Here is a 26,582-nt window from a genome sequence, read left to right as displayed (position 1 = left end):
CCCATGCGCCTCAGGGCGGCCCCCGGTGTTCCGGGTGCCGCCCTGAGGCGTTCGTGCTGTTCGTGCCCTCGTGCGTACGGGGCCGTGGCCCCTACTTGCCCGCGCGCATGACCTCGGGCTCGTGGCGGCGCAGCAGCCGCTGCACGGCGAAGCCGCACGCGACGCCGATGAGCAGCAGGATGGTGATGTTCAGGCTCCACTGGCCGACCGTGGCGTCCCAGAGCGGGTCGGTGTTGGTCGGGTTGTCCGCGTCCCACGGCGGCATGAGCACGCCGAGGTTCAGCGTGGTGCCGGCGGCGGCGATCGCCCAGCGGGACGGCATCAGCCAGGCGAACTGCTCCAGGCCCGGGGAGTCGTAGACCTGGAAGAGGATGCCGGTGAAGACGACCTGGACGATCGCGAACATGACCAGCAGGGGCATGGTCTTCTCGGCGGTCTTCACCAGCGAGGAGATCACCAGGCCGAACATCATCGAGGTGAAGCCGAGCGCGATGACCGACAGGCAGATCTCCACGGCCGGCGGCATCAGCAGGCCCTCGGTGGGCAGGTCGCGCGGGTAGAAGCCGATCCCGCAGATGATCACGCCCTGGACGGCCGTGATCACGCCGAGGACGATCACCTTCGACACGAGGTACGCCGACCGGGACAGGCCGGTCGCGCGCTCGCGCTCGTAGATGACACGTTCCTTGATCAGCTCACGGACCGAGTTCGCGGCACCGGAGAAGCACATGCCGACCGCGAGGATCAGCATGATCGTGCCGGCGTCGCCGTTGAAGCGGGACGGCGCCACGGGCGGCGCGAGTCCGAACTTCGCGGGGATGACCGTGGAGACCACGCCCAGGACGGCCGGGAGGATCAGCATCAGCCCGATGAAGCCCTTGTCGGACGCGATGACCGAGACGTAGCGGCGCATCAGGGTCCAGAGCTGGGAGCCCCAGCCCTGCGGCTTCGGCGGGCGGGTCTGCTGCACGGGGGGCTGCACCGACTGCGGGGCGACCGCGTCGATGTCGGCCGCGTACAGCTGGTAGTGCTGGGAGCCCTTCCAGCGGCCGGCCCAGTCGTAGTCGCGGTAGCTCTCGAAAGCGGAGAACACGTCGGCCCAGGTGGTGTAGCCGAAGAAGTTCAGCGCCTCGTCCGGCGGACCGAAGTACGCGACCGAGCCGCCCGGCGCCATGACCAGCAGCTTGTCGCAGATGGCCAGCTCGGCGACCGAGTGGGTGACCACGAGGACCGTGCGGCCGTCGTCGGCGAGGCCGCGCAGCAGCTGCATGACGTCGCGGTCCATGCCCGGGTCGAGACCGGAGGTCGGCTCGTCCAGGAAGATCAGCGACGGCTTGGTGAGCAGCTCCAGGGCCACGGACACGCGCTTGCGCTGACCGCCCGAGAGCGCGGTGATCTTCTTGTCCTTGTGGATGTCGAGCTTGAGCTCGCGCAGCACCTCGTTGATGCGTGCGGCGCGCTCGGACTCGGCGGTGTCGCCCGGGAAGCGGAGCTTGGCCGCGTACTTCAGAGCGGTGCGGACCCGCAGCTCCTTGTGCAGGATGTCGTCCTGCGGGACCAGGCCGATGCGCTGGCGGAGCTCCGCGAACTGCTTGTACAGGTTGCGGTTGTCGTAGAGGACGTCGCCCTCGTTGGCCGGCCGGTAGCCGGTCAGCGCCTTGAGCAGCGTCGACTTGCCGGAGCCGGAGGGACCGATGACGCCGATCAGCGACTTCTCCGGGACGCCGAAGGTGACGTCCTTGAGGATCTGCTTCCCGCCGTCGACCGTGACCGTGAGGTGGCGGGCCGAGAAGGAGACGTCGCCGGTGTCGACGAACTCCTCGAGGCGGTCGCCGACGATCCGGAAGGTCGAGTGGCCGACGCCGACGATGTCGTTCGGGCCGAGCAGCGCGGTGCCGGACTTCGCCAGCGGCTGACCGTTGACGTAGGTGCCGTTGTGGCTGCCCAGGTCGCGGATCTCGAAGCGGCCGCCCGGCATCGAGCGGAACTCGGCGTGGTTGCGGGAGACCTGGAGGTCGGAGACCACCAGCTCGTTCTCCAGCGCACGGCCGATCCGGATGACGTGGCCCAGCGCGAGCTGGTGGAACGTCGTCGGGCTGCGGTGGTCGCCGTAGCCCGGGGTAGCGCCGCCGCCCTGCTGGTGCGGGAACGGCTGCGCCTGCGGCGCCTGCTGGTGCGGTACCTGCTGCGGCTGCTGCGGCGCCTGGTGCTCCCAGGACGGCTGCGGCTGGTGCTGCGGCTGGGCCTGCGGCTGCTGCGCGTACGCCTGCGCCGGCGACTGCGCCTGCGCCTGCTGCACCACGGCCGGCTGCGGCGCCGGGGCGGCCGCGCCGACCGGATTCAGCCGCGGTCCGTCGGTGGCGTTGCCCAGGTACACCGGCGTGCCGGGTACGAGCTCGGCCTGCTGGACCCTCGACCCGTGCACATACGTGCCGTTGGTGCTTCCGTGGTCCTCGATTCCCCAACCCCGCCCGTTCCAGGCGATGGTGGCATGCCGCCACGACACCCGGGCGTCATCGATCACCACGTCTCCCTGGGGGTCGCGCCCCAGCGAGTACGACCTGGACGGATCGAGCGTCCAGGTCCTTCCATTCAATTCCAGTACGAGTTCCGGCACTCCAGCCCCACTTAAGTCCCCCGAGAATCCCCCATGACGTCAGGGAGTCTAGGGATGGCGAACATCCGGGGGAACTATTTCAGGCGCACGGCCACAAGGGGAATCCGGGCCATGCCGTGGCGTCCGCGGCGCTCCGGCGAGGGGGGTCGAAAGCGCCCGCAGCGTCCGATTCGGGACTTCCCGGCCGCTCCTCCCGGCGCTCCGGCGCACGCCGGAGCGGTCGGGGCGCCACCGCGGGCGGGCGGCCCCGGCACCCGTCCGCAACGAAACGGTTCCGGCAGGTGGGACGGGGGTCCTTGCACGAAGGCCGGGGAGATACGGTGAAGGCACCATGAGCGCTTCGCAGACCTCCGACGTCCCCACCCTCCTCGTCAAGATCTTCGGCAAGGACCGTCCCGGGATCACCGCCGGGCTGTTCGACACCCTCGCGGCCTACTCCGTCGACGTCGTCGACATCGAGCAGGTCGTCACCCGGGGGCGCATCGTCCTGTGCGCCCTCGTCACCCATCCCGCCGGCGGCACCGAGGGCGAGCTGCGGGCCACCGTCCACAGCTGGGCCGAGTCGCTCAAACTACAGGCCGAGATCCTCTCCGGCACCGGTGACAACCGGCCGCGCGGCAGTGGCCGTTCGCACGTCACCGTCCTCGGGCACCCGCTCACCGCCGAGTCCACGGCCGCCGTCGCCGCGCGGATCACCGCGACCGGCGGCAACATCGACCGCATCTTCCGGCTCGCGAAGTATCCGGTGACGGCCGTGGAGTTCGCCGTCTCCGGCGCCGAGACCGAGCCGCTGCGCACGGCCCTGGCCACCGCCGCCGCACACATCGGCGTCGACGTGGCCGTGGTCTCGGCCGGGCTGCACCGGCGCGCCCAGCGCCTGGTGGTCATGGACGTGGACTCGACCCTGATCCAGGACGAGGTCATCGAGCTCTTCGCCGCGCACGCGGGCTGCGAGGCCGAGGTCGCCGAGGTGACCGAGCGGGCCATGCGCGGCGAGCTGGACTTCGAGCAGTCGCTGCACGCCCGGGTCGCGCTGCTGGCGGGGCTGGACGCCTCCGTCGTGGACAAGGTCCGCTCCGAGGTGCGCCTGACCCCCGGGGCCCGGACCCTGATCCGCACCCTCAAGCGCCTCGGCTACCAGGTGGGCGTGGTCTCCGGCGGGTTCACGCAGGTGACGGACGACCTGCGGGAGCGGCTGGGGCTGGACTTCGCCTCCGCCAACACCCTGGAGATCGTCGACGGCAAGCTGACCGGCAGGGTCGTCGGGGAGATCGTGGACCGGGCGGGCAAGGCCCGGCTGCTGCGCCGCTTCGCCGCGGAGGCCGGCGTACCGCTGGCCCAGACGGTGGCCATCGGCGACGGGGCCAATGACCTGGACATGCTGAACGCGGCCGGGCTGGGCGTGGCCTTCTGCGCCAAGCCGGTGGTCCGCCAGGCCGCGGACACCGCCGTGAACGTGCCGTTCCTGGACGCCGTGCTGTACCTGCTGGGGATCACCCGGGAAGAGGTCGAGGCCGCCGACCTGGGGTAGGCCCCGGCCGGGCGGTCCACGCCGCCCGGCGGCAGGGACTCCCGGCGGCGCTTCCCCCTCGCGAACGGCGCTTCCCCCTCGCGAACGGCGCGGGCCCCGGCACGGTGGACGTGCCGGGGCCCGCTGTTTCGTGGGTGCGCCGCTCGTCAGCCGCGCGGGGTCCAGTAGTCCAGCAGGGTGCCGACGCCGTGCTCCACGGACTTCCACGAGCCGGTGAAGGAGACGACGGCGAGGGCGGAGGTCGGGAAGCCGCTGCGGTTCATCCGCGACAGCGTGTCCCCCTCCGCGCCCCCGGCCAGCGCGTCGGCGAGGGCGTGCATACCGGGGTTGTGGCCGATGACCAGCAGGTTCCCGACCTCGTCGGAGGTCTCGTTGACCAGGGCGATGAGCTCGCCCAGCGAAGCGTCGTAGAGCCGTTCCTCGTAGGAGGTCTTCGGCCGGTGCGGCAGCTCCTGGACGACGAGCTTCCAGGTCTCGCGGGTGCGGGCCGAGCTGGAGCAGAGGGCCAGGTCGAAGGTGATGCCGGTCTGGGCCAGCTTCCGGCCGGCCGCCGGGGCGTCGTGACGGCCTCGCTCCGCCAGCGGGCGGTCGTGGTCTGTGCCGTCCGACCATTCGGCCTTGGCGTGCCGGAGGAGGACGATCCTGCGGGGTGTGTCGGCGCTCATGGCTCCCAGCTTCGCATGGATCGGGCCACGGGGCGCAGGGTGTTGAGGTGCTCGGCCGCTGGTGGGGAGGCGCGCCCCGGCGTGCGGGGGCGTCCGTGCGCTCCCGGCTCCTGGCGTGGTGTCAGCCGACGGCGCGCAGCAGCTGTTCGGTGACCTGGACGAGCGCGGAGCCCTCGCCAGAGGCGGCGTGGGCCTCGGCGGATCCGGCGAGGAGCAGGAGCATGAGGCCGAAGCCGAGGGCGGGCAGGGCGAGGGCCCACCAGTGCAGGCGGGCATCGGCTCCGACTGCTCGGGGAGCGGAGAGGTGCGTGGGGGCCGACATGGCCGCCTCCGTGGGGTGCGCGTGGGACGGGCTCGCTCTTGCTCTTCGAATCTAAGGATTCGAGCCCGCGGTTCCCATCGGGGACGCACCCCACTTGTCCCTGAGCCTGACCCCCTAGGGGTTGGGGGGATAACCCCACCATGGAGGCTCGCGGCGGCCGCTACGGGGAGGCGATGGTCGCGATCACGGAGATGACGACGGTCACGAGGAGCATCGCGCCCAGCACGATGCCGAGCTTCTTGTGGCCGTTCTGGGGATTCGGTTCGAGTACGGGCGACATGCCGTTCAGTCTCGCATGCCGCATTCGTCCTCGATCGTGCGGTCCCGGCCCGCCAGCAGGCCGAGCGCGATCTGCGGGACGAGCAGTCCGGCCATGAGGGCCAGCGGCAGGTCCCAGCCGCCGCTGTGCTGGTAGAGGGCGCCGATGACGAGCGGTCCGGGGATGGAGATGAGGTAGCCGGTGCTCTGGGCGAAGGCGGAGAGCTTGACGACGCCGGCCGGGCTCTTGGCGCGCAGTCCGATCATCGTGATGACGAGCGGGAAGGCGCAGTTGGAGACGCCGAGCAGCACGACCCAGAGCCAGGCTCCGGCGGCGGGGGCGAAGTAGAGGCCGAGGTAGCCGGCGAGGCCGAAGAGCCCGAGGGTGACGGCGATGGGGCCCTGGTTCCTCATCCGGCCGGCGAGGCGGGGGATCACGAAGGCGAGCGGGACGCCCATGACCATGGTGACGGCGAGCAGGATGCCGGCGGTGCCGGCGGAGACTCCGGCGTCGCGGAAGATCTGCGGGAGCCAGCCCATGGTGATGTACGCGCCGGTGGCCTGGAGGCCGAAGTAGCAGGCCAGGGCCCACGCCGTGCGGCTGCGGACGACGCGCGGGCCGGTGTCGGCGCGGAGGGCAGGGCCCTCGGGTCCGGCGGCGGCGGCCGCCTTCTCCTTGCGGGCGGCTGCGGCGATCGCCAGCCAGGGCAGTACGGCGGCCACGGCGAGGAGGGCCCACATCAGCAGGCCGGTGCGCCAGCTGCCGCCGAGGGCCTCGGTCATCGGGACGGTGGCGGCGGCGGCGAGCGAGGTGCCGGCGGCCAGGGCCATGGAGTAGAGGCCGGTCATGGTGCCGACCCGGTCGGGGAACCAGCGCTTGACGATGACCGGGAGGAGCACATTGGTCAGGGCTATGCCGGCCAGGGTCAGGGCGCTGGCGGCGAGGAATCCGGCGGCGTTGCTCGCGAAGGGCCGGATCAGCAGGCCCGCGGCGACGGCGGCCATGCCGGCGCAGACGACGGCGGCCGGTCCGAAGCGGCGGGAGAGCCGGGGCGCGGTGACGCCGAAGACGGCGAAGCAGAGGGCGGGTACGGAGGTGATGAGTCCGGCGACGGTGCCGCTCATACCGAGGCCCGTACGGGTCTCCTCGAAGAGGGCGCCGAGGCTGGTGATGGCGGGCCGCAGGTTGAGGGCGGCCAGCACGATGCCGACGAGGAGCACGGGTCCGAGCCACGCAGGCTGCGGGGTGGCGGGGGTGGAAAGTGGCTGCGGGGGCGCCGTGCGCGCGGCCTGGGGCCGGTTCAGGGTCTGGATTTCTTCGTCGGACATTCAACCATCATAGAATCATGGGATGATTGATTGTCCACCCCGAAGCCGTATCGCCGAACGTATCCGCCGTCACACCCGCGGCCCCGCAGCCCTTCGCCTGCCCCCGTCCCCGTCCCCGCCCCGAGAGGAACCCCGACCGCATGCCGCTGACCTCGCCCCGGCGATCCGCGCTCGTCGACCAGGTGATCGCCCAGCTCAGGAACCAGATCACCACCGGCGAGTGGTCGGTCGGGTCCCGCATCCCCACCGAGCCGGAGCTCGTGGAGCTGCTGGGAGTCGCCCGCAACACCGTGCGGGAGGCGGTCCGGGCCCTCGCGCACAACGGACTCCTCGACATCCGCCAGGGCTCGGGGACGTACGTCATCGCCACCAGCGAGCTGGCCGGCGTGATGCACCGCCGCTTCGCCGGCGCCGACCCCCGGCACATCGCGGAGCTGCGCTCGACGCTGGAGTCCTCGGCGGCCCGCCTCGCGGCGGAGCGGCGGTCCGAGCGGGACCTCGTACAGCTGGACGCGCTGCTGGCGCGGCGCGAGGAGGCGTGGGCCGGCGGGGACGCGGAGGTGTTCATCGCATCGGACGTGGCCCTGCACATGGCCGTGGTGGCGGCCTCGCACAACGACGTCCTCATCGAGCTGTACGCGGACCTCGGGGATCTGGTGGCCGACTGGCTGCGCACCGACGTGGGCACCGACCTCGATCCCGCGTCCCACCTGGACCACGGCCGGCTGATCGAGGCGATCCGGCGCGGCGACGGGGACGCTGCGGCCTCGGAGGCGGCCGGCTATCCGTTCGTCTGCCTCGGCAGGGAGCCCTGAGAGCCGTCAGGGGGACCTGGAGCCGTCACTGCCTCTGGTGGCTGACCCAGGCGGAGCGGACTTCCTTCCAGCAGCGGCTGGTGAGCTCCACCCGGCCGGCCGGGTGGACGGCCACGGCGGCGCCGTCCCCGTCCACGTCCCACCAGCGGTCGCACTCCACGTGCAGGCGGACCAGGTCGGTCTGCGGATAGCTGTTGTGGCAGTACGCGACCACTTGCGAGCCTGCGATCCGGGTGTCGCAGTCGGCGCCGAAGAGGTCCCGGGCCAAGGGCGGCGCGGGCACGGGCGGCTCGGCGGGGATCCGGTCCAGGTCGACGACGGCCGGGGCCTCCGGGCCGGGAGCGGGGCCGGTGTCCCCGGACTGCGCGACGGCACCCGGGATCAGGAGTCCGGTCAGGACCACCGAGGTGACCAGCAGCGATACCGCTCGGCTCCGCCTCGCGATCACTCCTGTACCTCCTCCCCGCAGGAACCGGGAAGATCCCGACGGGGTCAGTTTGCAGGGAAATGTCCCGATTCTCGACTCGGGAACATCCGCTGAGACGGCGCAAATCTGATCGAGCCGCCCCGCACTGCCCACGCCGCCCCACGCGAAACGGCGGCGGCCGCGCCTCCCTGGAGGGAAGCGCGGCCGCCGCCGTACGGATGGAACGGGCCCGGATCAGGCACCCATCGCGTGCAGGCCGCCGTCCACGTGGACGATCTCGCCGGTGGTCTTCGGGAACCAGTCCGACAGCAGGGCCACGACGCCCTTGCCCGCCGGCTCCGGGTCGCTCATGTCCCACTCCATCGGGGAGCGGTGGTTCCAGACGTCCGCCAGCTCGGAGAAGCCGGGGATGGACTTCGCGGCCATCGAGCCGATGGGACCGGCGGAGACCAGGTTGCAGCGGATCTTCTCCTTGCCCAGGTCACGGGCGAGGTAGCGGCTGGTGGCCTCCAGGGCGGCCTTGGCCGGGCCCATCCAGTCGTACTGCGGCCAGGCGTACTGCGCGTCGAAGGTGAGGCCGACGATCGCGGCGCCCTCACCCTCCGGGAACAGCGGCTTGCAGGCCATGGCCAGCGACTTCAGCGAGAACGCCGAGACGTGCATGGCAGTGGCGACCGACTCGAACGGGGTGTTCAGGAAGTTGCCGCCGAGGGCGTCCTGCGGCGCGAAGCCGATGGAGTGGACGACGCCGTCGAGGCCGCCGAGCTCCGCGCGGACGAGGCCCTCCAGGCGGGCCAGGTGCTCGTCGTTGGTGACGTCGAGCTCGATCACCTTGACGGGCTTGGGCAGCTTGCGTGCGATGCGCTCGGTCAGCGTCGGCCGCGGAAACGCGGTGAGGATGACCTCGGCGCCCTGCTCCTGGGCCAGCCGGGCGGTGTGGAAGGCGATGGACGATTCCATCAGCACCCCGGTGATGAGGATGCGCTTGCCGTCGAGAATTCCGCTCATGGTGATCAGTGACCCATGCCCAATCCGCCGTCAACGGGAATGACGGCTCCGGTGATGTACGCGGCGTTGTCGGACGCCAGGAAGCTGACGGCAGCCGCGATCTCCTCGGGCTGCGCGTAACGGCCCAGGGGCACCTGGCCGACGATGCCCGCACGCTGCTCGTCGGTGAGCACCTTCGTCATGTCGGTGTCCACGAAGCCCGGGGCGACGACGTTGAAGGTGATGTTGCGGGAGCCCAGCTCACGGGCGAGGGAGCGGGCGAAGCCGACCAGCGCGGCCTTGGAGGCCGCGTAGTTGGCCTGGCCGGCCGAGCCGAGCAGACCGACGACCGAGGAGATCAGGACGACGCGGCCCTTCTTGGCGCGGAGCATGCCGCGGTTCGCGCGCTTGACCACGCGGAAGGTGCCGGTGAGGTTGGTGTCGACGACCGAGGAGAAATCCTCCTCGGACATGCGCATCAGCAGCGTGTCCTTGGTGATGCCCGCGTTGGCGACCAGGACCTCGACCGCGCCGTGCGCGTCCTCGACCTGCTTGTACGCCTGGTCGACCTGCTCGGAGTCGGTGATGTCGCAGCGAACCGCAAGCACGCCCAGGGCCGTGAGCTCCGCCGGGGGCTCACCCGACCGGTACGTGATCGCGACCTTGTCGCCGGCCTCCGCGAAGGCTCGGGCGATGGCGAGGCCGATGCCCCGGTTTCCTCCGGTGACGAGAACCGAGCGGCTCAACGGATCACCCTTTCGACTAGCGGTTTGAATACCAAAAACCTATAGGTCATGTACCCCATACGGAGAATCGGCTCCGACAGCGCCTCGGTACGGGCTCTGTCGAGTCCCTACAGAAAGATGTAGGCACGGCAACCCGTGGCGCGACATGATCGTGCCATCTGCCCCGACTCCGGGAGGACCTCCGTGCCCCATTCCATCGACGCGGCCTTCACCGCGCTGCCCTTGCGGGCGCTCGCCGACGCGGCGCTCGCCCGGGCCCGCGCGCTGGGCGCCGACCATGCCGACTTCCGTCTGGAGCGGATCCGCAGCGCCTCGTGGCGGCTGCGGGACGCCAAGCCCTCCGGCGGGTCCGACACCACCGACCTCGGCTACGCGGTCCGAGTGGTGCACGGGGGCAGCTGGGGGTTCGCCTCCGGTGTGGACCTGACCATGGACGGCGCCGCCAAGGTGGCCTCGCAGGCCGTGGCCATGGCGAAGCTCTCCGCGCAGGTGATCAAGGCCGCCGGCTCCGACGAGCGGGTCGAGCTCGCCGACGAGCCGGTGCACGCCGACAAGACGTGGGTCTCGGCCTACGACGTGAACCCTTTCGACGTGCCGGACACGGAGAAGGCGGCGCTGCTCGCCGACTTCAGCGCGCGGCTGCTCGCGGCCGACGGGGTGGCCCACGTGGACGCCTCGCTGCTGGCCGTCCACGAGAACAAGTTCTACGCCGACACCGCGGGCACCAGCACCACCCAGCAGCGGGTGCGCGTCCACCCGCAGCTCACCGCCGTCGCCGTCGACGCCACCACCGGCGAGTTCGACTCCATGCGCACCATCGCCCCGCCGGCCGGGCGCGGCTGGGAGTACCTGACCGGCACCGGCTGGGACTGGAACTCCGAGCTGGAGCGGATCCCGGGCCTGCTCGCCGAGAAGATGCGGGCGCCGAGCGTCGAGGCCGGGCGCTACGACCTGGTCGTGGACCCCTCCAACCTGTGGCTCACCATCCACGAGTCCATCGGCCACGCCACCGAGCTGGACCGGGCGCTGGGCTACGAGGCGGCGTACGCGGGGACCTCCTTCGCCACCTTCGACCAGTTGGGCAAGCTGTCCTACGGCTCCCCGATCATGAACGTGACGGGCGACCGGACGGCGGAGCACGGGCTGGCCACCATCGGGTACGACGACGAGGGCGTCGAGGCGCAGAGCTGGGACCTGGTCAAGGACGGCACCCTGGCCGGCTACCAGACGGACCGGCGGATCGCGAAGCTGACCGGCCTCGGCCGCTCCAACGGCTGCGCCTACGCCGACTCCCCCGGGCACGTGCCCGTCCAGCGCATGGCGAACGTCTCGCTCCGGCCGGATCCGGGCGGACTGTCGACGGAGGACCTGATCGGCGGGGTGGAGCGCGGGATCTACGTGGTCGGCGACCGCTCCTGGTCGATCGACATGCAGCGCTACAACTTCCAGTTCACCCAGCAGAGGGCATTCAGGATCGAGAACGGGAAGCTTGCCGGGCAGCTGCGCGATGTGGCCTACCAGGCCACGACCACCGAGTTCTGGGGCTCGATGGAGAAGGTGGGCGGCCCGCAGACGTACGTCCTGGGCGGCGCCTTCAACTGCGGCAAGGCCCAGCCGGGCCAGGTCGCGGCCGTCTCGCACGGCTGCCCGTCCGCGCTGTTCCGCGACGTGAACATCCTGAACACCACGCAGGAGGCCGGCCGATGAGCCCGCGAACCCGTCCCCACGAGATCGTCGAGCGGGCGCTCGAGCTGTCCACCGCCGACGGCTGCGTCGTCATCGCCGACGAGGAGTCGACGGCCAACCTGCGCTGGGCGGGCAACGCGCTCACCACGAACGGCGTCACCCGCGGCCGGACCCTGACCGTCATCGCCACCGTCGACGGCAAGGAGGGCACGGCCTCGGGGGTCGTCTCGCGCTCCGCCGTCACGGCGCAGGACCTGGAGCCGCTGGTCCGGGCCGCCGAGGCGGCCGCGCGCGGCGCCGGACCGGCGGAGGACGCACAGCCGCTGGTCACCGGCACCCCGTCCTTGCCGGACTTCACCGACGCCCCGGCCGAGACCTCCTCGGCGGTCTTCGCGGACTTCGCCCCGGCCCTCGGCGAGGCCTTCGCCCGGGCCCGCGCGGGCGGCCGCGAGCTGTACGGCTTCGCCAACCACGAGCTGGTCTCCAGCTACATGGGCACCTCTACGGGGCTGCGCCTGCGCCACGACCAGCCCAACGGCACCCTGGAGCTCAACGCGAAGTCCCCGGACCGGCTGCGCTCCGCCTGGGCGGGCCGCGGAACGCGGGACTTCAAGGACGTGGACCCGACCGTGCTGGACGCGGAGCTGGCCGTACGGCTCGGCTGGGCGGAGCGGAAGATCGACCTGCCCGCCGGGCGGTACGAGACCCTGCTGCCGCCCACGGCCGTGGCGGACCTGCTGATCTACCAGATGTGGTCGGCGTCGGCCCGGGACGCGGTGGAGGGCCGCACGGTCTTCTCCAAGCCCGGCGGCGGCACCCGGCTCGGCGAGCGGCTGTCCCCGCTGCCGCTGACCCTGCGCAGCGATCCGAACGCGCCGGGCCTGGAGTCCGCGCCGTTCGTGATCGCGCACAGCTCCGGCGACGACGCGTCCGTCTTCGACAACGGCCTGCCGGTCCCGGCGACCGAGTGGATCAAGGACGGCGAGCTGGCCCGGCTGACCTCGACCCGGCACAGCGCGGGCCTGACCGGGCTGCCGGTCTCCCCGACGTTCGGGAACCTGATCCTGGACGGGGGCGGCGAGAAGTCCCTGGAGGAGATGGTCGCGGACACCGGGCGCGGTCTGCTGCTGACCTGCCTGTGGTACATCCGCGAGGTGGACCCGGCCACGCTGCTGCTCACGGGTCTGACCCGGGACGGCGTCTACCTGGTGGAGGACGGGCAGGTCGTCGGCGAGGTCAACAACTTCCGGTTCAACGAGTCCCCCGTGGACCTGCTGTCACGGGCCTCGGAGGCCGGCCGGACAGAGAAGACCCTGCCGCGCGAGTGGAGCGACTGGTTCACCCGGGCCGCGATGCCGGCGCTGCGGATCCCGGACTTCAACATGAGCTCCGTCAGCAAGGGAGTCTGATCACGTAAAGGGGTCTGAGGTGCGCACCTTCCCCGCCTAGACTGGCGGGGAACCCCTCAGCTCTCTGTTCCACCTCGCCAAGGAGACCCAGAACCGTGACGGACATCGTCGACGAACTGAAGTGGCGCGGGCTCTTCGCCCAGTCCACCGACGAAGAAGCGCTGCGCAAGGCGTTCGCGGACGGTCCCGTCACGTTCTATTGCGGCTTCGACCCGACGGCGGCCTCGCTGCACGTGGGGCACCTGGTGCAGGTCCTCACCGTGCGCCGGCTCCAGCTGGCGGGCAACCGTCCGCTGGCGCTGGTCGGCGGGGCCACCGGGCAGATCGGTGACCCGCGGCCTACCGCCGAGCGCACCTTGAACGACCCGGAGACCATCGCGAACTGGGTGACGCGCCTGCGCTCCCAGATCGAGCCGTTCCTGTCCTTCGAGGGCGAGAACGCGGCGGTCATGGTGAACAACCTGGACTGGACGGCGGGCATGTCCGCCATCGAGTTCCTCCGGGACATCGGCAAGCACTTCCGCGTCAACAAGATGCTGACGAAGGACTCGGTCGCCAAGCGGCTGGAGTCCGACCAGGGCATCAGCTACACGGAGTTCAGCTACCAGCTGCTCCAGGGCATGGACTTCCTGGAGCTGTACCGGCGCCACGGCTGCGTGCTGCAGCAGGGCGGCTCCGACCAGTGGGGCAACCTGACCGCCGGTCTCGACCTGATCCACCGGGTGGAGCCGGACGCGCACGTCCACGCCATCGCGACCCCGCTGATGGTCAAGGCGGACGGCACCAAGTTCGGCAAGTCCGAGAGCGGCGCCGTCTGGCTCGACCCGGAGATGACCACCCCGTACGCGTTCTACCAGTTCTGGCTGAACGTGGACGACCGGGACGTCTCCACCTACATGCGCATCCTCTCCTTCAAGTCCCGCGAGGAGCTGGAGGAGCTGGAGGCGCAGACCGCCGAGCGGCCGCAGGCGCGCGCCGCCCAGCGGGCGCTCGCGGAGGAGCTGACGACGCTGGTGCACGGCGCCGGCCAGTGCGCCGCCGTCATCGCGGCGTCCAAGGCGCTGTTCGGCCAGGGCGAGCTGGCGGACCTGGACGAGGCCACGCTGGCCGCGGCCCTGTCCGAGCTGCCGCACGCCGAGGTCGCCGAGCCGGGCCTGGTCGTGGACCTCCTCGTGGAGACCGGACTGGTCGCCAGCAAGTCGGCCGGCCGCCGGACCGTGAAGGAGGGCGGTGCCTACGTGAACAACGTCAAGGTCACCGCCGAGGACGCGGTCCCCGCCAAGGAGGACCTGCTGCACGGGCGCTGGCTGGTGCTGCGCCGCGGCAAGAAGAACCTGGCCGCGGTCGAGGTCACCGGATAGCGGGGCCCGTACCGCGCGCGACGCGGGGGCCGGTCCGGACGCACTGTCCGGGCCGGCCCCCGCGCCATGCCTCGTCCTTCGTCTAGGTCATCCGCCGCTTGTCGCCCCGGACCGCGTTGTAGACCAGGTCACCGAGACCGACGACCACGACTGCTCCGGCAAGCTGCAGCAAGTGCCGGACCCAGTCGATGCCCTTGGTCTCGTTGACGCCGATCCACGTGGCCACCGCGTTGCCGAGCACCGCGCCGAGGATGCCGAAGATCGTGGTCAGCCACAGGGGCTGGTGCTGCTTGCCCGGCAGGATCGCCCGGGCTATCAGACCCAGTACAAAACCGACGATGATCGCCCACAACCAACCCATGTCGAGCCTCCTCCTGGCGCGTTGTACGCATGTGGGCCCAGTCTCGGCTCGTCCGGCCTACCGCGCATTTCGGACGGCTCCATTCGGGGGACACCCCCTCTGCCCGGCCCCGGGCGGGCGGCGTACCGTGGGAGGGTCCGGGCCGGGGAGTGTCCGGCGGTCGGCCGTCGATCGGGTGGTGGGTTGTGGAGCGGACGAAGCGGAACGGGTCCGAGGTCTTCCGGATCACGGGGGCGCGGATGGGCCTCGCCGAGGACGTACGGGGTCGCCAGCGCCGGTATGTGATCTCGATGGTCATCAGGACCCTGTCGGTCGTCGCGACGGTCCTCCTGTGGAACGTGCAGCGCCCGGTGGCCATCGTGACGCTCGTCGCGGGCGCCCTTCTGCCGTACGTGGCGGTGGTCATCGCCAACGCGGGGCGCGAGTCGACGCCCTCCCTGCCGTCGCACTTCGTGCCGACTCCGGTGCACCCCGCGCTGGGCGAGGGAAACCTCAAGAAAAGCTCAGATCAATCATGACGTTCCAGTGCACCGCACAGGGTCCTGCGTGACATACTGCCTACGCGCTCCGCATCCCCCGTCGGAGTGACGGACCGACGCCGGGCAGCTCCCCCCGTGGCTGCTCGGCGTCGTCTTTCCGTCTTAGGGTTGAGCCGTGACTCCCCTTGACGACGCATTCGACACGCCCCGCACGCCTGCCGCCGGGAACGACGCACCCACCTGTTCCGCCAAGGGCTGCCGCGACGCGGCCGCCTGGGTCCTGGCGTGGAACAACCCCAAGCTGCACACCCCCGAGCGCCGCAAGACGTGGCTGGCGTGCGAGGAACACCGCGAGCAGCTCTCCCAGTTCCTGGGGGTGCGCGGTTTCCTCAAGGACGTCGTGAAGCTCGACGAGTGGGTACAGCCCGAGGGCTCGCAGCGGCCGTAGCCGCCGCGAGCCCTCCGGACCGTCCTTCGGGGCGGGGCGTCAGCCGCCGATCGCCGACATCGGGCGGTCGGGCTGCAGGAAGGTCGGGTCGTCGAGGCCGGACCCGGCCTTCTTGCCCCACATCGCCACCTTCCACAGGCGGGCGATCTCCTCGTCCGGGGCGTCCGAGCGCAGGGCCGCGCGCAGGTCCGACTCCTCGGTGGCGAAGAGGCACGTGCGGATCTGGCCGTCGGCCGTCAGGCGCGTACGGTCGCAGGCGCCGCAGAACGGACGGGTGACGGACGCGATGACTCCGACGGTGGCCGTGCCGCCGTCGACGACCCAGCGCTCGGCCGGGGCGGAGCCGCGCTCCTCGGAGCCTTCCTCGGTGAGCGTGAAGCGGGTGCGCAGGGATTCCAGGATGTCCCCGGCGGTGATCATGCCGTCGCGCTTCCAGCCGTGCTGGGCGTCGAGGGGCATCTGCTCGATGAAGCGGAGCTCGTACTCGTTCTCCACGGCCCAGGCGAGCAGGTCGGGGGCCTCGTCGTCGTTCAGCCCGGGCATGAGCACGGCGTTGACCTTGACGGGGGTGAGGCCGGCCTCGCGGGCGGCGGCCATGCCGTCGATGACGTCGTGGTGGCGGTCGCGCCGGGTGAGGGTCTTGAAGACCTCGGGACGCAGGGTGTCCAGAGAAACGTTCACCCGGTCCAGGCCGGCGGCCTTGAGGGCCTGCGCGGTGCGCTTGAGGCCGATGCCGTTGGTGGTCAGCGACATCTTGGGGCGGGGCTCCAGGGCCGCGCACCGCTCCACGATTCCGACGAGGCCGGGGCGCAGGAGGGGCTCGCCGCCGGTGAAGCGGACCTCTTTGATGCCGAGCCGGGTGACGGCGATGTCGATCAGCCGGACGATCTCGTCGTCGGTCAGCAGATCGGACTTGCCGAGCCACTGCAGGCCCTCCTCGGGCATGCAGTACGTGCAGCGCAGATTGCACCGGTCGGTGAGCGAGACGCGCAGGTCAGTGGCCACGCGGCCGTAGGTGTCGAGAAGCACTGTGGGCCCCCTCCCCTGTCCGGTTCGTAGAGGTTTGCCGAGCCATGGATAGAGCGCTCGCGCCGTATCCGAGCCTACGCGACGGGTGTGGCGCGTAGGGGCGCCCGAAAGAACGAGACGCGGCGTGGCCGTGTCGTAGGGAAATACGACACGGCCACGGACGGTACTCGGATCAATTCGCTCGGGCGCTGGGTATCAGTGGGCGCCGGTTCCGGTGAGTGACCGGACCTCGAGCTCCGCGAACTTCTGCGGGTCGGCCTTCTCCTTGGAGAGGACGGTTCCCAGCCACCCCAGCAGGAAGCCGAGCGGGATGGAGATGATGCCGGGGTTCTCCAGGGGGAACCAGTAGAAGTCGGCGCCCTTGAACATCGAGGTGGGCTTCCCGGACACGACCGGGGAGAAGAGCACCAGGACGACCGAGGAGACCAGGCCGCCGTAGATGGACCACAGCGCTCCCTGGGTGGTGAAGCGCTTCCAGAAGAGGCTGTAGAGGATCGTCGGCAGGTTGGCGGAGGCGGCGACCGCGAAGGCGAGGGCGACGAGGCCCGCCACGTTGAGGTCGCGGGCCAGGGCGCCGAGGCCGATGGCGGCGGCGCCGATGACCACGGTGGACCAGCGGGCCGCCCGTACCTCTTCCTTCTCGGTGGCCTTGCCCTTGCGGATCACGTTCACGTAGATGTCGTGGGCGAAGGACGAGGAGGAGGCCAGCGTCAGACCCGCGACGACCGCGAGGATGGTGGCGAAGGCCACCGCCGAGATCACGGCGAGCAGGATCGCGCCGCCGGTGGAGCCCGCGCCGCCGCCGATCTCCTGGGCGAGCAGCGGGGCCGCGGTGGTGCCGGCCTTGTTGGAGGCGATGATGTCGGCCCGCTTGAGCAGGGCCGCGGCGCCGAAGCCGAGGACGATCGTCATCAGGTAGAAGGCGCCGATGATGCCGATGGCCCAGTTCACGGACTTACGGGCGGCCTTCGCCGTGGGCACCGTGTAGAAGCGGATCAGGATGTGCGGCAGTCCGGCGGTGCCCAGGACCAGGGCGAGGCCCAGCGAGATGAAGTCCAGCTTCGTGATCGAGTCCTTGCCGTACTTCAGACCCGGCTCCAGGAACTTCACGCCCTGCTCGCTGTTGTCGGCGGCCTTGCCGAGCAGGTCGGAGATGTTGAAGTTGAACTTGACCAGCACCAGGAAGGTGATCAGCAGGGTGCCCGCGATGAGCAGCACGGCCTTGATCATCTGGACCCAGGTGGTGCCCTTCATCCCGCCGATGGTGACGTAGAGGATCATCAGGACGCCGACCAGCGAGACGATCACGACCTTGCCGAGGTCGCTGGTGATGCCCAGGAGCAGCGAGACGAGCACGCCGGCGCCGGCCATCTGGGCGAGCAGGTAGAAGATCGACACGACGATGGTGGAGGTGCCGGCGGCGGTCCTCACGGGGCGCTGGCGCATCCGGTACGCGAGCACGTCGCCCATCGTGTAGCGGCCGGAGTTGCGCAGCGGCTCGGCGACGAGGAGCAGAGCGACCAGCCAGGCGACGAGGAAGCCGATGGAGTAGAGGAAGCCGTCGTAGCCGAAGAGCGCGATGGCGCCCGCGATGCCGAGGAAGGACGCGGCGGACATGTAGTCGCCGGAGATGGCCAGGCCGTTCTGGAAACCGGTGAACTGGCGGCCGCCCGCGTAGAAGTCGGCGGCGTCCTTGGTCTGGCGGCCGGCCCAGATCGTGATGCCCAGGGTGGCGACGACGAACAGTCCGAACAGGGTGATGATCAGCGGGCGGTGCTCGGAGGCGCCGGCGGCGACGGTCGTGCCCGCCGTGGCCGCCGTGCCCGCGGCCACCAGGAGCGGGGCGCTCATTCTCCGGCCTCCATCCGTGCCTTGATGGCCGAGGCCTTCGGGTCGAGCTGGGCCGCCGCGTGGCGCGAGTACAGCCAGGCGATGAGGAAGGTCGTCGCGAACTGGGCGAGGCCGAGGACGAGGGCGACGTTGATGTTGCCGAAGAGCTTCGTCCCCATGAAGCCGCCCGCGTAGTTGGAGAGCAGGACGTAGAGCAGGTACCAGGCGATGAACGCCACGGTGAGCGGGAAGGCGAAGGAACGGTGCGCGCGGCGCAGTCCGGCGAACTCCGCGCTCTGCTGGACGCGTACGAACTCTTCGGCCGCGGGGCTCGCCGGCGGCGTTCCCGCGCTGCTCGGGGGCGGCGCTGCTTCGGTGGTCACGGGGGACTCTCCTTGTGACGCGGGTGCGGTGGGGACGACGGACAAAACAACCTCCGTGCAGGGGGACGGTGGCGCTGATCCCCCCTGTCAACGGCACGGCCGGTGCGTCGGGACGGTTCAACACCCGCGGTTTCTCTGGGAACTGATTTCTCGAACTGATGGCGCAAAGCCGAACGGCGGCACTAGGTTCACGTGACATGAACCCGTCGGGCGCGACCGCGCCCGCGCGGCTTTTTCATGATGATGTGGAGAACCCATGGCTCATCTGGGAACCGGTCACCGGCGGCGCACCCTCGCCCTTCCGGTCGGACTGGCACTCACCGCCTCGCTCGCCTTCCTGCCGGCGGTGACGGCCAGTGCCGCACCCCTCGGCAGCGGGGCCGAAACGGTGGCCGCCGCCAAGCCCGACACCTCCGGCCCCAAGCTGTCGTACGTCGCGAACCTGACCGCGTACGGCACGGTGAAGCAAGCGAGGAAGGCCATCGAGCGAGCCGGTGGCACGGTGGTGATCGCATATGAGCAGATAGGAGTGGTGGTCGCACACTCCCAGAACCCGGAGTTCGCCAAGCAGCTCCGTGGGCAGCGAAGCCTGTTCGTGTCGGTCGGCGCCACCCGTACGGCTCCCCTGTCGGTGGTGCAGACCACCGAGGAGGGCACGACGCAGCGGCTGAGCGACGCGGACGCCGCCAAGGCGGCGGCGCAGGCCGAGCCGGGGCAGGAGCCCCTGGAGTCCAACCAGTGGGACCTGCGGGCGATCAAGGCCGATCAGGCTCACAAGATCAACGATGGCAGCCGGAACGTCACGGTGGGCGTCATCGACACGGGTGTCGACGACACCCACCCGGATCTCGCCCCGAACTTCTCCAAGGGCCAGTCCGCGAACTGCGTCGGCGGCGTCGCCGACACCACCGAGGGCGCCTGGCGTCCGTACGCGGACGGCAGCGACCACGGCACCCACGTGGCGGGCACCATCGCGGCCGCGCGCAACGGCCTCGGCATCAGCGGTGTGGCGCCCGGCGTCCAGGTCGCCGCGATCAAGGTGAGCGAGCCCGCGACCAGCCTCTTCTACACCGAAGCGGTCGTCTGCGGCTTCATGTTCGCCGCCGAGAAGGGGATCGAGGTGACCAACAACAGCTACTACGTCGACCCATGGCTCTACAACTGCAAGTCGGACGACGACCAGAAGGCGCTGGTGGAGGCCCTCGCCCGGGCGACGAAGTACGCCGAGCGCAAGGGCGTGCTCAGCGTGGCCTCGGCCGGCAACTCGAACCACGACCTCGCGTCCAGCGCGATCGTGGACGACACCAGCCCGAACGACACCACCCCGGTGCCGCGCACCATCGACCCCAAGGTCTGCCTGGACCTGCCCACCCAGCTGCCGGGCGTGGTCACGGTGAGCGCGACCGGCGACCAGGGCTTCAAGTCGTACTACTCCAGCTACGGGCTGGGTGTCGTCGACGTCGCGGCCCCCGGCGGCGACAAGTGGCAGGTCCCCGCCACCCCGGACGCCAACGGCCGCGTGCTGTCCACCCTCCCGGGCGGCGGCTACGGCTACAAGCAGGGCACCTCGATGGCCGGCCCGCACGTGGCCGGCGTCGCGGCGCTCCTCAAGAGCCGCCACCCGTGGGCGAGCCCGTCGCAGCTCCAGGCGATGCTCAAGGGCCAGGCCACGAAGGCGGCCTGCCCCGAGAAGGTCTACGACGCCACGGGCGCGCTGGTCGACGCCACCACCTGCAACAGCAAGTGGGGCCAGACCGGCTACTACGGCTACGGCGTGGTCGACGCGCTGAAGGCCGTCGAGTAGCAGAGGGAACGAAGGGGCCGGGCGGGGATCACCCCGCCCGGCCCTTTCGCGCTGGGGATCAGGGCGTGATCATCACCTTGAGCGCGCTGCGGTCGTCCATCGCGCGGTAGCCGTCCGGGACCTCGTCGAGGGAGATGGCCCGGTCGAAGACGGGCGCCGGGTCGATCGCACCGCTGAGCACGTCCGCCAGCAGCTCCGGGATGTACGCGCGGACCGGCGCGACGCCGCCGCGCAGGGTGATGTTGCGGTCGAACATGACGCCCAGGTCGAGGCCGGTGCCGCTGCCGTGCGGGACGCCGACGTAGCCGACGGCCCCGCCGTCGCGGACGATGTTCACGGCGGTGCGCATGGACTGCTCCGTGCCGACCGCCTCGATGACGCCGTGCGCGCCCTGGCCGCCGGTGAGCTCGCGGACGGCCGCCTCGGCCGCCTCGCCGCGCTCGGCGACGACGTCGGTGGCTCCGAAGAGCTTCGCGATGTCCGTACGGGCGGTGTGGCGGCCCAGTGCGATGATCCGCTCGGCGCCGAGGCGCTTGGCGGCGAGGACGCCGCACAGGCCGACCGCGCCGTCGCCGACGACGGCGACCGTGGAGCCCTTGCGCACGCCCGCGCCCAGCGCGGCGTGGTGGCCGGTGCCCATGACGTCGGACAGCGCGAGCAGCGCGGTCAGCAGGTGGTCGTCGGAGGCGGCGTCGGCGGGCAGCTTCACCAGGGTGCCGTCGGCGTGCGGGACGCGGACGGCCTCGCCCTGGCCGCCGTCGTGGCCGACGGAGCCCCAGAAGCCGCCGTGCGGGCAGGAGGTGTACAGGCCTTCGGCGCAGTAGTCGCAGGTGCCGTCGGACCACATGAAGGGGGCGACGACGAGGTCGCCGGCGCGCAGGCCGGACACGGCGGAGCCGGTCTCCTCGACGACGCCGAGGAACTCGTGGCCGATCCGCTGGCCGGGCTGGCGGGCCGCCTCGCCGCGGTAGGCCCAGAGGTCGCTGCCGCAGATGCAGGCACGCAGGACGCGGACGACGGCGTCCTCGGGGCGCTGGATCGCAGCGTCGGGCACCTCCTCCACGCGGATGTCGTGCGGGGCGTGGATGACGGTGGCGCGCATGGTGGTGCAGTCCTCCGGCTAGGGAATGGTTGAGCCTTGTATGGCCTCCTTACCGTACGCCTGCGCCGGAGCCAGTGCTCCCGTGGCCAGCAGGTACTGGGCCGCCAGGTAGGTGGCCATGATCCAGAAGTCCGGGCGGGGCAGCTGCGGCCATTCGGCGACTCCGGTGGCGATGAGCGTGTCGGAGAGCAGGAACAGCGCCCCGCCGAGCCCGGCCCTCCACCCGAGGGCACTGGAGCGGTACGCCATGGCGGTGAGCAGCAGGCTGTAGCCGGCGACGGGGATCCGCAGCTCCTCGGGCAGGTCGCTCCAGAGCAGCGTGACGGTGGACAGCAGCGCGGCGGCGTACGCGGCCCCGAGCGCCGGACCCGTGCGACGGCGGCCGAAGAGCACGAGGTAGCAGACGTGCCCGGCGGCGAAGGAGCCCATGCCGATCAGGAAGGCGGGATCGGCGTCGAAGAGCAGGGCCAGGTCCCCGCCCCAGCCGAACAGCAGGGCGGCCACGAGCAGCCGGGGGGCCCGGCGGGTGATCACGTAGCCGACGAGCAGGGGCATGAGCAGCGGCTTGGCGAGGACGTGCCCCGTGTGCCAGTCGGCGAGCAGCGAGCCGAGGTCGAGGGCGGCGGCGAGGGCGAAGGCGGCGAGCAGCAGCCGGCCGGCGCCGCCGGCCCCGGCGGGTGCGGTGGGGCGCGCCCAGGACGGCGTACGGGACTGCGGGCGCTCGGCGCGCTCCGCGTGCCCGGTGGATCCGGCGGCGCTCACGCGGCGTGCTCCGGGGCGGGTGCCCCGGCCTGCGTGACCGGGGCGCCCTCGGCGGCCGGCGCGGGCTGCCAGCCGGGGCCGCGGAAGACGCGTCCGGCACGCTCGCGCCAGGTGGCGGCCTTTCGCACGTCCCGGGCGATGGAGGCGTACTCGTGGGTGGCGACGCGCAGCGGGTTGTAGGTGCCGATGTTCTTGGTGAGGCCGAAGACCGGCTTGTCGGTCTCCCCCACCCAGGACCCGAACATCCGGTCCCAGACGATCAGGATCCCGCCGAAGTTGCGGTCCAGGTAGCCGCCCTGGGAGGCGTGGTGGACGCGGTGGTGGGAGGGCGAGTTGAAGACGAACTCCACGGGGCGGGGCAGCTTGTCGATGCGCTCGGTGTGGATCCAGAACTGGTAGACGAGGTTGACGGAGTAGCAGAACGCGATGGCGGCCGGGTGCACGCCCAGCGCGATCATCGGCAGGTAGAAGGGCCAGGAGGTGGCGCTGGTCCAGGGCTGGCGCAGGGCGGTGGTGAGGTTGAACTTGCGGCTGCTGTGGTGGACCACGTGGCAGGCCCACAGGATGCGGATGACGTGGTGGCCGCGGTGCTGCCAGTAGTAGAGGAAGTCCTGGGCGAGCAGCATCAGCAGGACGGTCCACCACAGGACGGGGACGCGGAGCGGGGTGAGCTCGTAGACCGCGGTGTAGATCGCGACGATCGGGATCTTCCAGAGGAAGTCGAAGACGAGGCTGCCGATCCCCATGCCGAGGCTGGTGACGGCGTCCTTGGTCTCGTACCCGGCGGCGTCCTCGTCGGGATGGATGCGGTAGCTCACGATCTCGATGACGGTGAGCAGTACGAAGGCGGGTATGGACCACAGCACGACATCGGGCAGGTTCGGCATGTCCGCACCATAGAGGCGGGTTCCGGGGCTCGGCTAGGGGTTGTTACCGATCGGTATCCATCGGTGTTACCGACGGTTCACGAGATGCTTCGGACGAGGGTGTCCAGGCCAAGGGGAGGGCATGGGGATGGCGGACTTCGAGGCGGGTTTCGAGGCGGGTTTCGAGACGATCGTCTTACGGGCGGCGGACGCGGTGGCGCTGGCACTGGCGAGGTCCCGGCCGGGGGCTCGCCGGCTCAGGCCGCCGAAGCCGGGCGACCCGGGCGTACGGCAGCTCGCGCGCGAGCAGGCGGCCCTGCTGGCCGGGGCGGGCGCCGGGCTCCCGGAGTCCGACCGGCGGGCGGCGGTGGCCGCGGTCGGCGAGGCGTTCGCCGCGCTGGGAGCGAAGGAGGCCCGGGCCCTCTTCGCGGCGGACCCCGCCCGGGCGGGCGCGGCGGCCGACCCGGCGCCCCCGCCGGGCGCGGCCCTGAGCCCGGCGGCAGAGGGCGCCTACCGGGAACTGCTCGCGCTGTGCCGCGCGCACGCCGTGGCGGGGCCGCCCGGGTCGCCGGCCGGGCCGGCGCGGGACACGACGGGCGAGGCAGGGGGCGGGTCTCAGGATCCGCCGGGCGGAGGCGGGTCTCAGGATCCGCCGGGCGGGGGCGGGTCTCAGGATCCGCCGGGCGGAGGCGGGCCTCAGGATCCGCCGGGCGGAGGCGGGCCTCAGGATCCGCCGGGCGGAGGCGGGCCTCAGGATCCGCCGGGCGGAGGCGCCGGGACCGGCGGGGCCGCGGCCTTCGAGGAGCGGTACGCGCACCACGTGGCCAAAACCCAGGGGCGGGTCCAGCTGTACGGCCTGACCCTCAGCCAGGCCCGCCAGGACTGGTCACTGGACCTCGCCTACATCAGCCTCGCGGTCAGCGGCGGGGAGCTCCTCGAAGAACCCGGCCTGCAGACGTCGGTGAAGGCCGAAGTGGCCCTGAACGCGACGGAGCGGGTACTGCTGCGCGGCCCGGCCGGCTCGGGCAAGAGCACCCTCGTCAAGTGGCTGGCCCTGAACGCCGCCCGGAGCAGCTTCGGACCCCAGCTGCGGGACTGGAACGGCCTGGTGCCCTTCGTCCTGCCGCTGCGCTCCTTCAACTCCCCCGTCGGACTGCCCCGGCCGCAGGACTGGCTCAACGCGACCGGAGTCCCGCTGTCGCCTCCGGAGGACTGGGTCACCGGGCTCCTCTCCGCCGGGCGGGCGCTGGTGCTGGTCGACGGAGTGGACGAGGTATCTCCGCGGCTGCGCGACAGGACCGAATCCTGGCTGCGGGCCCTGCTCACCGAGTACCCGGCCGCCCGCTTCGTGGTCACCACCCGCCACTCGGCCGTACCGGAGGACTGGCTGACCGCCCACGGCTTCTCCTCCCTCGCCCTGTTGCCGATGGACCGCGACGACGTCGGCGCCTTCATCACGCACTGGCACGCCTCCGCCCGGGCCGAGGCGGACGGCGAGGGCGCGGGGCCGGAGCGGGAACTGCTCGACCGGTACGAGAAGGCGCTCCTGGAGGCCGTGGGATCGCGCCGGGATCTGGGCAGGCTCGCGACGAACCCGCTGATGTGTGCCCTGCTGTGCGCACTGAACCGGGACCGCCGGATGCATCTGCCCCGGGCCCGCAAGGAGCTCTACGACACTGCCCTGGACATGCTGCTGATACGCCGCGACAGCGAACGGGACATCTCCGGGATCGAGGGCGTCTACCTCAGCCGCGACGAGCAGACCCTGCTGCTCCAGCGGCTCGCCTACTGGCTGATCCGCAACGGACAGGTGGAGGCGTCCGCCGAGGAGGCGATCGGGATGATCGCCGAATCGCTCGACTCCATGCCCCAGGTCAAGGCTCAGGCCGGCGCGGAAACGGTGTTCAGGCACCTGCTGATCCGCAGCGGGCTGCTCCGCGAGCCGGTACCGGGCTCGGTCCTGTTCGTCCACCAGACCTTCCAGGACTATCTCGGCGCCAAGGCGGCAGTGGAGGCACGGGATTTCGGCGTACTGGTGCGCAACGCGCACGAGTACACCTGGGACAACGTGGTCCGGATGGCCGTGGGGCACGCACGGCCCGACGAACGCGCCTATCTGCTCCGGCAGTTGCTGGCGCGAGCCGATCGCTCCGAGCTCGACCGCAGTCGGCTCGTGCTGCTCGCGGCGGCCTGCCTGGAGCACGCGCCGGAGCTGGAGCCGGAGGTCCGGCGCGAGGTGACGGCCCGAACGGCGCTCCTGCTGCCCCCGCGCTCCCCGGGCCAGGCCGAGGAACTGGCCAAGGCGGGTGAACTGGTGCTGGAGCTGCTGCCGGAGCCGGCCGGGCTCATCGAGGGCGAGGCGGCCGCGACGATCCGTACGGCCGCACTGGTCGGCGGCGACCGGGCGCTCCAGGTGATCGCGGGCTTCCGGAGGGACGACCGCTACGAGGCCGCCCGCGAACTGTCCGATGCCTGGGGGCGGTTTCCCGTGGACGTGTACGCGGACACGGTGCTCGCGGACGCCCCCATGAGCACGGCCCACCTGCACGTGCGAACGGCCGGCCAGTTGCGGGCCCTGGACCGGCTTCCGCACGTCCGCCGGCTGCACGTCACCTGGGACGGGCCGGTCCCACCGGAGATCGCGCTGCGGCGGGACCTGGAGTCGCTGACCATGCACCGCAATCCACGGCTGGAAGATCTGTCCCCGCTGGCCGGACAGCCGCTGCTGCGGCATCTGGGCGTGCTGGACTGCCCGAAGGTCACCGGGATCGAGGTGGTGACCGAGCTGGAGACCGACAGCCTCGCCTTCGGCTACCTGCGGGACGAGCTCTCGCTCGCCCCGCTGGCGGGAGCGGCGGGGCTGCGCTCCCTGGTCATCGGCTTCGAGCCGGAGCAGCGGCGGATCGGGGACGTCCCGGCGGCCCAGTCGCTGACCGCGCTGCACCTGTGGCAGGGGGCCCGCCGGATGACGCTCGACGGGATCGAGCGGTGGCCGGGGGTTCGGACGCTGACGGTCGCCGGGAGCGCCCAGTACCGGCAGCTGGTGCGCGAGCTGCCGCTCACGGCCCTGGCAGGCCTGCAGATCCGGCATGCCGCGCCGGTGTCGGCCGCGGCGCTCCTGCCGTACGAGCGCCTGGGCCGGCTCGTGCTGATCCGGTGCGCCCTCGAGGGGACGCTGGAGGCGCTCCGCGAGTTCCGGGAGCTGCGCCGGTTGGTGCTGAGCGAGTGCCTGGGGACCGTGGACCTCTCGCCGCTCGCACCCCTGGACGAGCTCGTCATCGAGGTGCGCCGGGGCACCCACGTGAGCGGGACGGAGCTGATCCCGCCGGAACGGCTCGTCCGCAAGGACTGAGCCGCTCCGGCGG

24 protein-coding genes are annotated in these 26,582 nt (G+C 71.4%); 9 read left to right on the top strand and 15 right to left on the bottom strand.

What is annotated here, in order from left to right; genetic code table 11:
- Positions 1-91: 91 nt before the first annotated feature.
- Entirely contained in the window at positions 92-2,596 is a 2,505-nt protein-coding gene (locus tag J7F03_RS32885) for an FHA domain-containing protein (RefSeq protein WP_251072860.1), read from the bottom strand.
- A 352-nt stretch (positions 2,597-2,948) separates the two neighbouring features.
- On the opposite strand from J7F03_RS32885, the gene serB reads away from it, so the two are divergent.
- Positions 2,949-4,148 carry a phosphoserine phosphatase SerB gene (gene serB / locus J7F03_RS32880; protein WP_214956013.1) on the top strand — a complete coding sequence of 400 codons (1,200 nt, stop codon included), beginning with the start codon at positions 2,949-2,951 and terminating at the stop codon, positions 4,146-4,148.
- Positions 4,149-4,294: 146 nt separating this feature from the next.
- On the opposite strand, the gene J7F03_RS32875 is transcribed toward serB, so the two are convergent.
- The 4 genes from J7F03_RS32875 to J7F03_RS32865 form a co-directional block, all read right to left on the bottom strand.
- Positions 4,295-4,813: a histidine phosphatase family protein gene (locus J7F03_RS32875; protein WP_214956011.1), complete on the bottom strand. Its 519-nt coding sequence runs from the start codon at positions 4,811-4,813 to the stop codon at positions 4,295-4,297.
- Between the two features lie 121 nt (positions 4,814-4,934).
- Complete coding sequence (locus J7F03_RS32870) at positions 4,935-5,135, bottom strand: hypothetical protein (protein WP_214956009.1); 201 nt, start codon at positions 5,133-5,135, stop codon at positions 4,935-4,937.
- Between the two features lie 160 nt (positions 5,136-5,295).
- Positions 5,296-5,415, bottom strand: coding sequence for an SGM_5486 family transporter-associated protein (locus J7F03_RS41540; RefSeq protein WP_251072844.1), 120 nt, complete (start codon positions 5,413-5,415; stop codon positions 5,296-5,298).
- A 5-nt stretch (positions 5,416-5,420) separates the two neighbouring features.
- The gene (locus J7F03_RS32865) at positions 5,421-6,722 is read right to left on the bottom strand and encodes an MFS transporter (RefSeq protein WP_214956007.1); all 1,302 of its coding nucleotides are present in this window, start codon (positions 6,720-6,722) and stop codon (positions 5,421-5,423) included.
- Between the two features lie 140 nt (positions 6,723-6,862).
- Between J7F03_RS32865 and J7F03_RS32860 the strand changes: the two genes are divergently transcribed.
- Entirely contained in the window at positions 6,863-7,537 is a 675-nt protein-coding gene (locus J7F03_RS32860) for a FadR/GntR family transcriptional regulator (RefSeq protein ID WP_214956005.1), read from the top strand.
- Positions 7,538-7,562: 25 nt separating this feature from the next.
- On the opposite strand, the gene J7F03_RS32855 is transcribed toward J7F03_RS32860, so the two are convergent.
- The 3 genes from J7F03_RS32855 to fabG all read right to left on the bottom strand — a co-directional run bounded on the left by J7F03_RS32855 (position 7,563) and on the right by fabG (position 9,697).
- Positions 7,563-7,985 carry a hypothetical protein gene (locus J7F03_RS32855; protein ID WP_214956002.1) on the bottom strand — a complete coding sequence of 141 codons (423 nt, stop codon included), beginning with the start codon at positions 7,983-7,985 and terminating at the stop codon, positions 7,563-7,565.
- Positions 7,986-8,198: 213 nt separating this feature from the next.
- Positions 8,199-8,972, bottom strand: a complete 774-nt coding sequence (gene fabI / locus J7F03_RS32850; protein ID WP_214955999.1) for an enoyl-ACP reductase FabI — start codon at positions 8,970-8,972, stop codon at positions 8,199-8,201.
- Between the two features lie 5 nt (positions 8,973-8,977).
- Complete coding sequence (fabG, locus tag J7F03_RS32845) at positions 8,978-9,697, bottom strand: 3-oxoacyl-[acyl-carrier-protein] reductase (RefSeq protein ID WP_214955997.1); 720 nt, start codon at positions 9,695-9,697, stop codon at positions 8,978-8,980.
- 183 nt (positions 9,698-9,880) lie between these two features.
- On the opposite strand from fabG, the gene J7F03_RS32840 reads away from it, so the two are divergent.
- The 3 genes from J7F03_RS32840 (at position 9,881) to tyrS (ending at position 14,153) form a co-directional block, all read left to right on the top strand.
- A complete protein-coding gene (locus J7F03_RS32840; RefSeq protein WP_214955996.1) occupies positions 9,881-11,404 on the top strand; it encodes a TldD/PmbA family protein in 1,524 nt (507 codons plus the stop codon).
- Positions 11,401-12,792, top strand: coding sequence for a metallopeptidase TldD-related protein (locus J7F03_RS32835; protein ID WP_214955995.1), 1,392 nt, complete (start codon positions 11,401-11,403; stop codon positions 12,790-12,792). The genes J7F03_RS32840 and J7F03_RS32835 overlap by 4 nt, the downstream gene beginning before the upstream one ends.
- 95 nt (positions 12,793-12,887) lie before the next feature.
- Positions 12,888-14,153, top strand: a complete 1,266-nt coding sequence (tyrS, locus tag J7F03_RS32830) for a tyrosine--tRNA ligase (protein WP_214955994.1) — start codon at positions 12,888-12,890, stop codon at positions 14,151-14,153.
- Between the two features lie 82 nt (positions 14,154-14,235).
- Here tyrS and J7F03_RS32825 read toward each other — a convergent pair whose 3' ends face one another.
- The gene (locus J7F03_RS32825) at positions 14,236-14,514 is read right to left on the bottom strand and encodes a GlsB/YeaQ/YmgE family stress response membrane protein (RefSeq protein ID WP_214955993.1); all 279 of its coding nucleotides are present in this window, start codon (positions 14,512-14,514) and stop codon (positions 14,236-14,238) included.
- 185 nt (positions 14,515-14,699) lie between these two features.
- On the opposite strand from J7F03_RS32825, the gene J7F03_RS42145 reads away from it, so the two are divergent.
- On the top strand, positions 14,700-15,032 hold the full coding sequence (locus J7F03_RS42145) for a DUF3099 domain-containing protein (RefSeq protein ID WP_214955992.1): 333 nt from the start codon (positions 14,700-14,702) through the stop codon (positions 15,030-15,032).
- A 136-nt stretch (positions 15,033-15,168) separates the two neighbouring features.
- On the top strand, positions 15,169-15,441 hold the full coding sequence (locus J7F03_RS32815; protein ID WP_214955991.1) for a hypothetical protein: 273 nt from the start codon (positions 15,169-15,171) through the stop codon (positions 15,439-15,441).
- Between the two features lie 39 nt (positions 15,442-15,480).
- On the opposite strand, the gene moaA is transcribed toward J7F03_RS32815, so the two are convergent.
- From moaA to J7F03_RS32800, 3 genes are all read right to left on the bottom strand, one after another.
- Positions 15,481-16,470 carry a GTP 3',8-cyclase MoaA gene (gene moaA, locus J7F03_RS32810; RefSeq protein ID WP_214955989.1) on the bottom strand — a complete coding sequence of 330 codons (990 nt, stop codon included), beginning with the start codon at positions 16,468-16,470 and terminating at the stop codon, positions 15,481-15,483.
- A 195-nt stretch (positions 16,471-16,665) separates the two neighbouring features.
- Positions 16,666-18,321, bottom strand: a complete 1,656-nt coding sequence (locus J7F03_RS32805) for a cation acetate symporter (protein ID WP_251072843.1) — start codon at positions 18,319-18,321, stop codon at positions 16,666-16,668.
- Entirely contained in the window at positions 18,318-18,683 is a 366-nt protein-coding gene (locus J7F03_RS32800; RefSeq protein WP_214955987.1) for a DUF485 domain-containing protein, read from the bottom strand. The genes J7F03_RS32805 and J7F03_RS32800 overlap by 4 nt, the downstream gene beginning before the upstream one ends.
- A 256-nt stretch (positions 18,684-18,939) precedes the next feature.
- On the opposite strand from J7F03_RS32800, the gene J7F03_RS32795 reads away from it, so the two are divergent.
- The gene (locus tag J7F03_RS32795) at positions 18,940-20,487 is read left to right on the top strand and encodes a S8 family serine peptidase (RefSeq protein ID WP_214955984.1); all 1,548 of its coding nucleotides are present in this window, start codon (positions 18,940-18,942) and stop codon (positions 20,485-20,487) included.
- 58 nt (positions 20,488-20,545) lie between these two features.
- Here J7F03_RS32795 and J7F03_RS32790 read toward each other — a convergent pair whose 3' ends face one another.
- From J7F03_RS32790 to J7F03_RS32780, 3 genes are read right to left on the bottom strand one after another with little or no spacing between them, the layout of a single operon-like run.
- On the bottom strand, positions 20,546-21,589 hold the full coding sequence (locus tag J7F03_RS32790; protein ID WP_214955982.1) for a zinc-dependent alcohol dehydrogenase family protein: 1,044 nt from the start codon (positions 21,587-21,589) through the stop codon (positions 20,546-20,548).
- A gap of 18 nt (positions 21,590-21,607) precedes the next feature.
- Positions 21,608-22,351 carry a lysoplasmalogenase gene (locus J7F03_RS32785; protein WP_214955980.1) on the bottom strand — a complete coding sequence of 248 codons (744 nt, stop codon included), beginning with the start codon at positions 22,349-22,351 and terminating at the stop codon, positions 21,608-21,610.
- Entirely contained in the window at positions 22,348-23,238 is an 891-nt protein-coding gene (locus tag J7F03_RS32780; protein WP_214955979.1) for a sterol desaturase family protein, read from the bottom strand. The genes J7F03_RS32785 and J7F03_RS32780 overlap by 4 nt, the downstream gene beginning before the upstream one ends.
- Positions 23,239-23,359: 121 nt before the next feature.
- On the opposite strand from J7F03_RS32780, the gene J7F03_RS32775 reads away from it, so the two are divergent.
- On the top strand, positions 23,360-26,569 hold the full coding sequence (locus J7F03_RS32775; RefSeq protein WP_214955977.1) for an NACHT domain-containing NTPase: 3,210 nt from the start codon (positions 23,360-23,362) through the stop codon (positions 26,567-26,569).
- Positions 26,570-26,582: the final 13 nt, after the last annotated feature.

Origin of the sequence: Streptomyces sp. ISL-43 (assembly GCF_018614195.1) — a bacterium.
In the GTDB taxonomy this organism is placed as follows: domain Bacteria; phylum Actinomycetota; class Actinomycetes; order Streptomycetales; family Streptomycetaceae; genus Streptomyces.
Note: the sequence above shows the minus strand (reverse complement) of the source record. Positions and strands in the feature narration are given on the sequence as shown.